Source organism: Sphingomonas sp. ABOLE (assembly GCF_003950455.1).
GTDB lineage: Bacteria > Pseudomonadota > Alphaproteobacteria > Sphingomonadales > Sphingomonadaceae > Sphingomonas > Sphingomonas trueperi.
Window position 1 is genome coordinate 18,010 of record NZ_QQWY01000050.1, and the last position, 11,188, is coordinate 29,197.

Consider the following 11,188-nt stretch of genomic DNA (forward strand, 5'->3'; position numbering starts at 1 on the left):
CGATGGGCAGCGAGGGCGCGGCGGGGCTGCGGGTGCTGACGCTGCAAGCCGGCGGCGAGCGGCTTGCCGTGCCCGCGCCGATCGTCCGCGAGGTCGCCCGCATCCCGCGGCTGACGCGGGTGCCGCATGCGCCCAGGGCGCTGCTCGGGCTGGCCAATATCCGCGGGGCGGTGGTGCCGGTGTTGTCGCTGGCCGATCTGGTCGATCGCACGGTCGGCATCGAGCGGCGGGTCGTGATCGTCGACGACGGCGCGCTGTTCGGGCTCGCGGTGGACGCCGTCGATACGCTGGCAGAGGACGGCGATAGCGGCGCCCGCATGCTCGACCTGCCCGCGCTGATCGCGGCGAGCCTGGCCACGGATGGCAACCGCCGGGCCGTCGGCCGCGTCGTAGCGGAGGAAACGGTGGCCGACGCCGCGGACCATGCGGTGCTGCCGCTCGTCGTCTTCGCGCTCGGCAGTCAGGAATTCGCGCTGCCGCTGGGCGCCGTCGAGAGCGTGCTACGGCTGCCCGAAACGATCGCGGCAATGCCGCACGCCGACGCGGTGGTCGTCGGCAGCGCCACCGTGCGCGGCGCGCTGCTGCCGCTGCTCTCCCTCCGCGCGCTGCTCGCCATGCCGGCGGCGGCAGCGACCGCGCGCACCCGCGTCGTGATCGCGCGGATCGGGCAGCACCGCGTGGGCCTGGTAGTCGATGTGATCCGCGGGGTGGAGCGCGTGCCAGAAACCGCGATCGACGCGATTCCGCAGGTGCTCACCCGGGGGAGCGCCGAGGCGCGGATCCAGGCGATCTGCCGGCTGGACGCGGGGCGGCGGTTGGTGTCGCTGCTCGCCGCCGAGCATCTGCTGCGCGAGGACATCACCGCGCGGCTTGCCCAAGCGAGCACCGCGAACGAGATCGAGGAAAGCGCCATGGACGCGACGAGCGAGCAGTTCCTCCTGTTCCGGATCGGCGACAGCGACTTCGCGCTGCCGATTGCTGCGGTGGAGGAAGTCGCTCCGCTGCCGCGCAAGCTCACCCGCCTGCCCAAGGCGCCCGCCTTCGTGCAGGGGGTGATGAACTTGCGCGGCGCGGTGGTGCCGGTGATCGACCAGGCCGAGCGCTTCGGTGCGGCCATGGCCGCGGGCGGCAAGCGGCGCGTGGTGGTGGTCCGCATCGGCGAGTTGCAGGCGGGCTTCGTGGTCGATTCCGCCTCCGAGGTCCTGCGCATCGCCGCCGAGGCGGTGGGCCCGGCGCCCGACCTGGGCGGCGCGGAGACGCGCGTGTTCGAACGGGTCGCCAATCTGCCCGATCAAGACCGGATCGTGCTGATCGTCTCGCCGCGCGAGCTGCTCGACCGCGCCGAACAGGATCTGCTGCGGGGCATGGCCGCCGCATCGTGATCAAGCTGCTCGTCGTCGACGATTCCCCGCTGATGCGGCGCCTGCTGGTCGACATCTTCACCGAGGCCGGCGGGTTCGAGGTGGCGGTCGCGCGGAGCGGCGCCGAGGCGCTCGACCTGCTCGACGAGGTCGCGCCCGACGTGATCACGCTCGACATTCACATGCCCGGCATGGACGGCCTGGCCTGCCTCGACCAAATCATGGTGACGCGGCCGTGCCCGGTGGTGATGGTCTCGGCGCTCACCGCGGAAGGGGCGGACGAGACGCTGGAGGCGATCGAACTCGGTGCGGTGGACTTCATCGCCAAGCCGCGAGGCGCGCTGTCGCTGGAGATCGATTCCGTCGTCCCGGCGCTGGTCGAAAAGGTCCGTAGCGCAGCGGGCGCGCGGATCTCGCGGACGACGCGGCTGCGCGAGCGCGTTCGGGCACGGGCAGCGGGTGCCGCCGAACCCAAGCCCGCCGCGTCGCGTCGCACCGCGCCGCTCGCCGCGCCGCTGCCGCCCGAGGGGCTGGTGCTGGTCGGCTGCTCGACCGGGGGGCCGCCGGCGCTCGATGCACTGCTCGGCAATCTGCCCGAGGATTTCCCCTGGCCGATCCTCGTCGCGCAGCACATGCCGGCGAGCTTCACCGGCCCGCTCGCGCGGCGGCTCGACAAGCTGTGTGCGCTGAGCGTCCAGGAGGTGACGGGCACGACGGTGCTTGCGCCCGGCAACGTCTATATCGGTCGCGGCGATGCCGATCTGGTCGTCACCCGCCGCGCGGGCGCGCTCGCCGCTGCCGCCACGCCGAGCAGCGGCGAGCATTTCTGGCATCCCAGCGTCGATCGCCTTGTGGCGAGCGCGATGAAGAGCGTCGCACCCGAGCGGCTGGTTGGCGTGTTGATGACCGGTATGGGTAATGACGGAGCCGGCGCCATGACGGAATTGAAGGCGCTGGGCGGCATGACGCTTGCCGAATCTGCCGATAGCGCGGTGATCTGGGGCATGCCGGGGGCGCTGGTCGCCGCCGGTGGTGCCACGATCGTGGCACCGCTCGATCGGCTCGCGGCCGAACTGCTCGCCTGCTTCGCACGGTGACGCGGGAGAGCACCATTGCCAGCGCACCCCCGGCGGCGCTTTCAGACGACGAGGTCGCGCGGGTGGGGGCGCTGCTCTATCGCTGGACCGGCATGATCTTCGGCGCCAACAAGCGCTATTATATCGAGCGACGGATCGGCGCGCGGATGGCGCGAAGCGGCATGGCCGAGGCGGCGCGCTATCTCGATTTCGTCGGCACCAACCCGGCCGAGCGCGAGGCGCTGATCAACGCCTTCACGATCAACGAGACCTATTTCTACCGCGAGGAACACCAGTTCGCCGCGCTCGCCCGGCAGATCCTGCCCGAGCTGATCCGCACGCGGCGCCCCGGCGACCTGATCCGGATCTGGTCGATGCCCTGCTCGACGGGCGAGGAAGCCTATTCGATCGCGATCTGGCTGCTCGAAAACTGGCCGCTGGTCGATGCCTATCATATCGAGATCGTCGGATCGGACCTCGATACCGCCGCGCTCGCCCAGGCGCAGGCGGGGCGCTACGCGGCGCGCGCGCTGGCCAGGCTGCCGGCGGACGTGGTCGAGCGCTACTTCGAGCCCGAGCGCGGCCATCGCCGCAAGATCATCGACGATCTGCGCGAATCGGTGCGCTTCACCCCCGCCAACATCGTCGATCGCGCGACGCTCACCGGGCTCGGCCGGTTCGACGTGATCCTGTGCCGCAACCTGCTGATCTATTTCGACGATGACTCGCGGCAGCTCGCCGCCTCCAACCTGTTCGAGAGCCTCAACAGCGGCGGCTTCGTCTGCCTCGGGCACAGCGAATCCATGGCGCGGATCACGGACCGGTTCACAATGGCTCGCCTTGAAGACGCAATCGTCTATCGTAAGCCGTGATGGACGAGCTGCTGGCGCAATTTCTGGTCGAGGGGCGAGACCTGGTCGCCCAGGCGGCGGCGGCGTTCGATGTGCTGGCGCGCGATCCCGGCAACGCTGCCGCGATCGACGACGCCTTCCGCGCGATCCATACGCTGAAGGGCTCGGTCGCGATCTTCCCGATGGCGGCGGCGGAACGCACGCTCCACGCCGCCGAGGACGTGCTCGAACGCGCCCGCAAGGGTGGCATGGCGCTCGACGGCGCGGCGACGGGCGCGCTGGTCGCGTGCCTGGACGGCGTCGACCGCTGGATAGACGATGTGGAGCTGCGGGGCGCGCTCGGCGAGGATGCAGACGGTGTCGCGGCGGCGTTGATCACGGGCCTGCCTGGGCGGGAGGCCGCTGCACCCGTATCGTCCTCCGCTGCCACCCCCGACTGGGCCCGGCAGCTGGCCGACGGCGCCGAGGGCCCCGTGGTGGCGTTCCGCTACACGCCCGATCCCGATTGCTTCTTCCGCGGCGAAGATCCGCTGGCGATCGTCGCCACGATCCCAGACCTGCTCCGGCTCGATATCCGTCCGGCCGAAGGTCGCTGGCCCGCGCTCGACGCGATCGAGCCGTTCCGCTGCATCTCGATCCTCGAAGGGCTGAGCACAGCCTCGCCGGAGGTGGTGCGCGCCGCCTTCCGGATGATGCCGGACCAGATCGCGCTGCATCGCTTCGAGGCGGCCGCCCCGGCGCCCACCCCCGACGCGCCCGCCGAAGCAGGCCCCGCGACCACGCTGCGCATCGACGCCGCGCGCATCGATGCGCTGGCCGACGGCCTCGGCGAGCTGCTGGTGGCGGTCAATGCCCTTGCGCCGCTCGCCGCCCGCATCGAGGCCCAGGACCGTACGCTGGCCGCTGCCGTTCGCACCGCGCAGGCGGGCATCGAACGCAGCGCAGCCAACCTGCAGCGTAGCGTCGCGGCGGTACGGCTGGTGCCGCTCGCGCCGACGCTCCGCCGCCTGCCGCGCCTCGCCCGCGAGATCGCCGCGACCCTCGGCAAGCCGATCGCCTTCGCCATGGTGGGCGACGGGCTGGAGGTCGACAAGCAGATCGCGGAAGGGCTGTCCGAGCCGCTGCTGCACTTGCTGCGCAACGCCATCGACCACGGCATCGAGGATGCGGCAACGCGCGCCGCCGCCGGCAAGCCTGTCGAGGGGCGGGTCACGCTCACCGCGAGCCGGGAGGGCGATGCGGTGGCGATCACCCTGGCCGATGACGGCGGCGGGATCGACCCGGCGCGGATCCGCGCTACCGCCCAGGCGCGAGGTCTGCTGGACGTCGAAGCCGCCGACCAGCTGACCGACGCCGCCGCGCTCCGCCTGATCTTCGCGCCCGGCTTTTCAACGGCGGAGACAGTCACCGGCGTCTCCGGGCGCGGGGTAGGCATGGATGCGGTCCAGGCGGCGGTGGAGAAATTGCGCGGCACGATCGCGATCGACAGCACGCCTGGTCGCGGAACGCGCTTCCTGCTGCGTTTCCCGGCCAACGCCCTCACCACCCGGCTGCTCGTCGTAGAGGCGGCCGGGGATCGCTACGGGGTGGCGCTCGAGCACGTGGTGGAGACGGTCCGCGTCGAGCAATCGGCGCTGCTGCCGGTCGGCGAGGGGACCGCCTGCGTCCTGCGCGGCCGCACCGTGCCGGTGCTCAGCCTCGCCCGCCTGTTGGGAGGCACCGAGCTGCCCGGCGCCCATGCCAAGCTGCTCGTCACCAGCGCCGAGGGCGAACGGGTCGCGCTGCGGGTCGACGATTTCGCGGATCGCATCGATGCGGTGGTGCGGCCGCCGAGCGGACTGCTCGCGGGCGTGTCGGGCATCGGCGGCGCAACTCTGCTCGGGGATGGCGGGGTGCTGCTCGTTCTCGATCTGCCGGCGCTGGTCGCATGACGGTCCGGGTCGACGCCGATGCCATCTATCTGGTGGGCCGATGCCCTGCCGAGGATGCGGACACGTTGCTGGTGGCGTTGCAGGAAGCGCCCGACCGGACGGTCGATCTTGGCGCGGCGCAGCGGCTGCATCTTGCGGTGGCGCAGGTGCTGCTTGCCGCGCGGCCGCCGGTGTGCGGTGTGCCAAGCAGTGACTTTCTGGCACGATACCTGCTTAATCTGTTGCAATGACATCGGGACGATTCGCCGCTAGGACCGTTGCGGAGCCGAACCACTTCGCGCTGCAAAGGCCTTGATCTGGAGTCCCGAATGCCGGTTACCGTCCTTATCGTCGATGACAGCAAGCTTGCGCGCATCGTCGCCGGCAAGGCGCTCGCCGAGCTACAGCCGGAGTGGCAAAAGGCCGAGGCGGGCAGCGCAGCGCAGGCACATGAGGTGGTCGCCGCCCAGCCGGTGGACGTCTGCCTGATCGATTTCAACATGGCCGAAAAGGACGGGCTGGAACTTGCCGGCGAGCTCCGCGCTTTGCGCCCGGACATGCCCATCGCCATCATCACCGCCAACATTCAGGACGAGATCATCGCCCGCGCCCGTGCGATCGGGGCCGCCTTCGTTCCCAAGCCGGTCAGCGCGGACAGCCTGGAAGCGTTTCTCTCGGGCGCCGCGCTCCGCCTGCGATCGGCGAAGGCGTGATCCGCGACAGCGTGACGCTCGGCGAACTCGAGCGCGATGCGCTGACCGAGATCGTCAATATCGGCGTAGGGCGCGCCGCCTCCAGCCTGCGCAAGATGATCGGCGACCAGGTGACGCTGTCGGTGCCCGCGATCGACATCGTCAGCCAGCGCCGCGCGGCCCGGCTGATCAGCGAACGCGAGGCGGCCGAACTGGTCGCCGTGCGGCAAGATTTCGACGGTGCCTTTGCCGGCCGTGCGCTGCTTATTTTCCCCGAGAGCAACAGCCTGGAGCTGGTCCGAGCCGTAACCGGCGAAAGCCTGTCCGCCGAAGACCTGGCCGAGATGGAGCGCGAGGCGCTGACCGAAACCGGCAACGTCATCCTCAATTCCTGCCTCGCCACGATCGCCAACATGCTCAAGCGCTCGCTGGCGATGACCATTCCCGAGGTACTGCACGGCAACAGTGCGGCGCTGTTCGAGATCGACGATGCCGGTGACGAGGACGGGCTGGTGCTGTTCCTCTATATCGACTTCGCCGTGCGCAAGCGCGACATCCGCGGCTATATCGCGATGATCATGGACATCCCCTCGCTCGAAAAGCTGAAGGAACTGCTCGACGAGTTCATCGCCCGGGTGGTTGGGGACGATGGCTGAGGCAGGCGCCGAGCAGGTTCGGTCGATCCTCGCCGCCGCCGGTGCGAGCGGCAGCTGGGACTGGAACATTGCGGCCGACGCCCTGCGCATCGATTCGCGCTTTGCGGAGCTGTACGGGCTGGAACCCGAAGCCGCCACGAGGGACCTGCCGACGGCGACCTTCTTCGCCGCGATCCATCCGGCGGATCGACCGCGGATTCGCATCGCCGTGGCCGGCATGCTCGCCGGGGCCGAGCGTTTCTCCAAGGAATTCCGCGTACTTGCGCCGGACGGCTCGACCCTGTGGATGCACGGGCGCGGCCAGGCGCATCTGGACGAGAATGACGCGCCGGTGCGCTTCACTGGCTTGCTCATCGACGTCACCGAACGCAAGCGGACCGAGGAGCGGTTGCGCATCGCCCAGTCGGCGGGCGGCGTCGGCACGTTCGAATACAGTGACGGCTTCGCCACCGCCACCGTATCCAGCGAGTTCTGCCAGCTGCTCGGCCTGCATCCCGCCGCGGTGCTGCCGGTGCGGACGATCAACAGTGTGCTGTGCGATGGCGAGCCGCTGCTGCTGCCGCAACCCGGCAGCGATGCGATCGGGGATACGCTGGAGGCGGTGTTCCGCATCGTCCGCAATGACGATGGCAGCCATCGCTGGATCGCGCGCCGCGGCGAGGTCGTCCGCGAAGGATCCGGCTATCGCCTGATCGGCGTGATCTATGACGTCACCGCGGCCAAGGAGCAGGAAGCCAAGCTGCGCGAGCTGGCGGATACGCTGGAGATGCGCGTCCAGCAGGAAGTCGCCGAGCGGCGGGAGGCCGAGGAAGCGCTGCGCCAGGCCCAGAAGATGGAGGCCGTCGGCCAGCTGACCGGCGGCATCGCGCACGACTTCAACAACCTGCTGACCGTCATCATCGGCAATATCGACACGGTCGTCCGCCGGATGGACATGGACCACGATCCAAGGATGCGGCGTTCGCTGGAAAATGCGCTGAAGGGGGCGGAGCGCGCGGCTTCGCTCACCCAGCGACTGCTTGCGTTTTCGCGTCGGCAACCCCTCGAGCCCAAGACGATCGACATCGCGCGCGTGCTGACCGGCATGTCGGACCTGCTCACCCGCTCGATCACCGAGACGATCGCGATCCGGATCGACACCGACGCGGAGCTTTGGAAGGTCGAGGTCGATCCGCATCAATTGGAAAACGCGGTCCTCAATCTGGCGGTGAACGCGCGCGATGCGATGCCCAGTGGTGGCGGCCTGACCATCGAGGCCCGCAACGTCGAGGTGCGAGATGCACTTCCCGGCGGATGCCTGCCGGGCGCCTATGTCGTCGTCTCGGTGATCGACAGCGGCACGGGCATGTCGCCAGAGACGGTCGCCAAGGTCTTCGACCCGTTCTTCACCACCAAGGAAGTCGGCAAGGGTACCGGGCTGGGTCTGTCGATGGTCTATGGCTTCGTGAAGCAGTCCGGCGGCCACATCACCATCGACTCCACCGAGGGTCACGGCACGGCCGTACGGCTCTATCTGGCCCGCAAGCAGCAGGACGTCCTCCTGGAGGCCGAGGAGCGACGCCCCTCAGCGCGGATGGGCAACGCCGACGAGACCATCCTAGTGGTCGAGGATGACGACGACGTCCGCGCCTACACGGTCGGCATCCTGCGCGAACTGGGCTATCAGGTGGTCGAGGCGCAGGACGGCGATGGCGCGCTGCGGTTGCTCGGCGGCCACGACGTCGGCGCGACGCTGCTGCTGACCGACGTGGTGATGCCGCGCATGTCCGGACCCGAACTGGCCAGCCGTGCGAGGGCGCTGCATCCGGAGCTGCGCGTGCTGTTCACGTCGGGCTATACGCGCGATGCCATCATGCGGGACGACCGGCTCGACCCCGATGTCGATCTTCTCTCCAAGCCTTTCACCTATGCCACGCTGGCCGCCAAGGTGCGGGAACTGCTCGACCGCGGACATTGATGCGGAGGAACAGGATCAGTAGGAAAGATTCAAAGTACGGTATTTATCGCCCGAGAGCTCAGCACCAGCACCTCCTAATGCGACACTGCAAATCACCCTGCAGGCCGCGCCCGGTCAGATGCGCTGCCCACCTATACGGCTTTCTCAAAAATGAGCCACGTATGGTTTTTGGTCCGCCGCGCTGTGCAGATACAGACTGGTGAGACGGAGGAAAGATTGCTTCTTCCGAAACCCGTCGTTCCCAAACATCCCCTTGAATGGCAGCAAAGTCCCACATCCCGCCCCGCCGCGCGTCAGCGCCACGGGCGGGCAAGGCGTCGGTCAACCAGGTACTGCCCCGCATCGCGCCCATTGACCGCGAGCGTCGCAAGCGTGCGGCCATAACGGTCCTCGCCCTGGCGCCGTAGCGTCACGCGTCCTTCCTCTAGGAATCTCGCCAGTGCGTCGCGGCTCCGCGTGGCCAGGGCATAGTCGCACCAGCCACGGCGCCGGCGATCGCGGCACTTGGGGCTGCCGCGCATTTCCGGCGCGTCGATGTTCGCGATTCGGATGCGCTCGCCGTCGCAACTTCGGATGGTGTCGCCGTCATGCACATTGGCGATGCACAGAGAGGCTGCGGAGAAGCATAAGCACGACCATGAGCGCCGGCTAAACCGGATCGCGGCGCTGTCCCAGCGGGGACCGGGCCAGGATCTGAAAGCGTTACCGCAACCCCTTCGTCACGATGCATATTTTTGGGGTTTCCTACACATCCGCGCGCCGGATATCGGAACGTAACAAGAACGTTTCACGAAGGGTCGACGGTGATGTGTAAGCCGGTGCTGCGGCTGACGCCGGGGTGCGAGCATGGGTGCGAGGAATGCGAGGCAACCTGCGCGGTCTTCGCGGCGCTGCGGGACGATTTGTGGCGGGAACTGGAGCAGCTGCACCGCGAGCGGGCATTGCACCCGCACCGGGTTAAGGCGCGAGATCTCGAAGCTGCGAAAGCGCAGCTGGCAAACGCCGAGCGAGAATTTGAGCGCGCTCGTCCTCCGTTGCGTCCTCAGGCACGATTCGAAGCATGGCCCGGAACATGGTTGCCAGCGCTTCCTCACTAGGCAGGGCGACCTGCAGGGTGACGAACTGCACCGGCCGCTCCGGCTCCAGGATAGGAGCATCGGGCGCGGGGTCTTCCGTCTCACCAGTCAGGTAGGCCGGGGACGTGCGTAGGATCCTCGCGATTACGTGAAGATGCTTCGACCCGCGCGACTCCCCCCGGATGAGGCCGTTGATCGTGCTTTGCCGCACGCCCACACGTCGCGCTAGCTCAGCCTGCGAAATGCCAATGGCCTTTAGCCGGTCATCGATGCGCTCGCCTATATTCATTGGGCAATTCCTAACGGCTTGCCGTTAGCGCGCCACAACAGACCTACGGTTGCCTCAACTACCGGAGCTCCGTTAGGCGAGCGACATGAGCATGGAGCTTTCCTTGGACACACCGCTGGCCAGAGCAGTTCGAGTGGCGGGTTCGCAGTCGTCCTTCGGGCGCATGATTGGTCGACGGCAATCAACTGTGAACCACTGGCTCAAGTACAATCGACCCCTTCCCGCGGAACACGTCCTTCGAGTCGAGGAACTGACAGGAGTTTCCCGCACCTTGCTGCGACCGGACATATATCCGGAAGGCCTTGATGTACCCCGCCCCTTGCTTCGCGTCGCGTGCGATCCAAGTCTGGCATCGAACGCCTACCACTTCTCCGATAACCCCGCGGGTCGCACTGCGGCGGAGGCTCCGGCGGCTCTGGCCGACCGGAGCCCCATCTCCTCCTTGTCGGCGCAGGTGCGCGCATGACGAAGCAGCGCATCCCCGGCACCTGGTCTGCCGCCGTTACGCAGATCGCCGAGCATCTGGGCGTTCGCCATGCCGCGCGCGCCGCCGGCGTGGGCGATCGGACGATCTACAAATGGTCTGATCCGATATGGCGACCACGCCTACCCTGGCGCAGGCCGCCGCGCTCGACCGCGCCTATGTCGCCGCGGGCGGCGCTTCGATGCCGCTGCTCGAATGCTATGCCCGCATGGTCGATCCGGCGACCGTCGAACTTGCCGCCTGCCCGCACGCGCTGGTGATCGAGATCGCGGACGTGGCCAGGGAAGCGGGCGAGGCCGTTTCGTTCAGCCTCGTCGCGAGCCAGCCGGACGCCAGCCGCGCCGCCATGCTCCGCGCGATGCACGAGACGCACGAGTCGATCCAGGCCGTCAGGTCGCTCTCGCGCCGCCTCAGCTCGATCTTCCGCCGCGGTGCGGAGCTGCGATCATCCATGCGGGGGAGCCTATGACCAGTCGACGTCGATTTTTCCGCTGCCCGGAATGCGGCGCGGGCGTGACGTGCCGCACGAGCGAGCAGGTGACGCCCACCGTCCGCGAGGCGCGGCTGCTGTGCGACAGTGACGATTGCGGCTGTGCCTTCGTCGTCCAGATCGTCGCCGTGCGCCTGGTGGTGCGGGGCATGAAGCCGAACCCGGCGGTGCACCTGCCCGTCGGCCGATGGCGCGAGCCTGCCAACGACGATGCACCGCGCCCGCCGGCCAATGATGACGAAGCGCCGCCGGAGGTAGCCGACACCGTCGGCACCTGATCGGCCGACGGGCAGGTGCACCGCCGGGTTCGGCTTCATGCCCCGCACCACCAGGCGCACGGCGACGA

General features: G+C 68.6%; 13 protein-coding genes. 11 read left to right on the plus strand and 2 right to left on the minus strand.

Annotated features, from left to right (window positions below; all coding sequences use genetic code 11):
- Positions 1 to 2 precede the first annotated feature (2 nt).
- From CA234_RS21370 to CA234_RS21405, 8 genes are all read left to right on the plus strand, one after another.
- On the plus strand, positions 3 to 1,382 hold the full coding sequence (locus CA234_RS21370) for a chemotaxis protein CheW (RefSeq protein ID WP_126002713.1): 1,380 nt from the start codon (positions 3 to 5) through the stop codon (positions 1,380 to 1,382).
- The gene (cheB, locus tag CA234_RS21375) at positions 1,379 to 2,458 is read left to right on the plus strand and encodes a chemotaxis-specific protein-glutamate methyltransferase CheB (RefSeq protein ID WP_125973667.1); all 1,080 of its coding nucleotides are present in this window, start codon (positions 1,379 to 1,381) and stop codon (positions 2,456 to 2,458) included. The genes CA234_RS21370 and cheB overlap by 4 nt, the downstream gene beginning before the upstream one ends.
- Positions 2,455 to 3,309, plus strand: a complete 855-nt coding sequence (locus CA234_RS21380) for a protein-glutamate O-methyltransferase CheR (protein ID WP_125973665.1) — start codon at positions 2,455 to 2,457, stop codon at positions 3,307 to 3,309. The genes cheB and CA234_RS21380 overlap by 4 nt, the downstream gene beginning before the upstream one ends.
- Positions 3,309 to 5,219: a chemotaxis protein CheA gene (locus CA234_RS21385; protein WP_126002714.1), complete on the plus strand. Its 1,911-nt coding sequence runs from the start codon at positions 3,309 to 3,311 to the stop codon at positions 5,217 to 5,219. The genes CA234_RS21380 and CA234_RS21385 overlap by 1 nt, the downstream gene beginning before the upstream one ends.
- Positions 5,216 to 5,449: a hypothetical protein gene (locus CA234_RS21390; RefSeq protein ID WP_125973661.1), complete on the plus strand. Its 234-nt coding sequence runs from the start codon at positions 5,216 to 5,218 to the stop codon at positions 5,447 to 5,449. The genes CA234_RS21385 and CA234_RS21390 overlap by 4 nt, the downstream gene beginning before the upstream one ends.
- A 78-nt stretch (positions 5,450 to 5,527) precedes the next feature.
- Positions 5,528 to 5,911, plus strand: coding sequence for a response regulator (locus CA234_RS21395; protein ID WP_125973659.1), 384 nt, complete (start codon positions 5,528 to 5,530; stop codon positions 5,909 to 5,911).
- Positions 5,908 to 6,546, plus strand: coding sequence for a chemotaxis protein CheX (locus CA234_RS21400; protein ID WP_125973656.1), 639 nt, complete (start codon positions 5,908 to 5,910; stop codon positions 6,544 to 6,546). The genes CA234_RS21395 and CA234_RS21400 overlap by 4 nt, the downstream gene beginning before the upstream one ends.
- On the plus strand, positions 6,539 to 8,503 hold the full coding sequence (locus CA234_RS21405; protein ID WP_125973654.1) for a hybrid sensor histidine kinase/response regulator: 1,965 nt from the start codon (positions 6,539 to 6,541) through the stop codon (positions 8,501 to 8,503). Before CA234_RS21400 ends, CA234_RS21405 begins: the two co-directional genes overlap by 8 nt.
- 293 nt (positions 8,504 to 8,796) lie before the next feature.
- Here CA234_RS21405 and CA234_RS21410 read toward each other — a convergent pair whose 3' ends face one another.
- Together CA234_RS21410 and CA234_RS21415 are read right to left on the minus strand one after the other, a co-directional pair.
- Positions 8,797 to 9,096: a thermonuclease family protein gene (locus tag CA234_RS21410; protein WP_241213623.1), complete on the minus strand. Its 300-nt coding sequence runs from the start codon at positions 9,094 to 9,096 to the stop codon at positions 8,797 to 8,799.
- Between the two features lie 364 nt (positions 9,097 to 9,460).
- Positions 9,461 to 9,868, minus strand: a complete 408-nt coding sequence (locus CA234_RS21415; RefSeq protein WP_126002715.1) for a helix-turn-helix domain-containing protein — start codon at positions 9,866 to 9,868, stop codon at positions 9,461 to 9,463.
- Between the two features lie 91 nt (positions 9,869 to 9,959).
- Between CA234_RS21415 and CA234_RS21420 the strand changes: the two genes are divergently transcribed.
- From CA234_RS21420 to CA234_RS21430, 3 genes are all read left to right on the plus strand, one after another.
- Positions 9,960 to 10,334 (plus strand): YdaS family helix-turn-helix protein, encoded by a 375-nt coding sequence (locus CA234_RS21420; protein ID WP_277600093.1) that lies wholly within the window; start codon positions 9,960 to 9,962, stop codon positions 10,332 to 10,334.
- A 127-nt stretch (positions 10,335 to 10,461) separates the two neighbouring features.
- Positions 10,462 to 10,821, plus strand: a complete 360-nt coding sequence (locus tag CA234_RS21425) for a hypothetical protein (RefSeq protein WP_126002716.1) — start codon at positions 10,462 to 10,464, stop codon at positions 10,819 to 10,821.
- On the plus strand, positions 10,818 to 11,120 hold the full coding sequence (locus CA234_RS21430; RefSeq protein ID WP_125973644.1) for an ogr/Delta-like zinc finger family protein: 303 nt from the start codon (positions 10,818 to 10,820) through the stop codon (positions 11,118 to 11,120). Before CA234_RS21425 ends, CA234_RS21430 begins: the two co-directional genes overlap by 4 nt.
- Positions 11,121 to 11,188 lie beyond the last annotated feature (68 nt).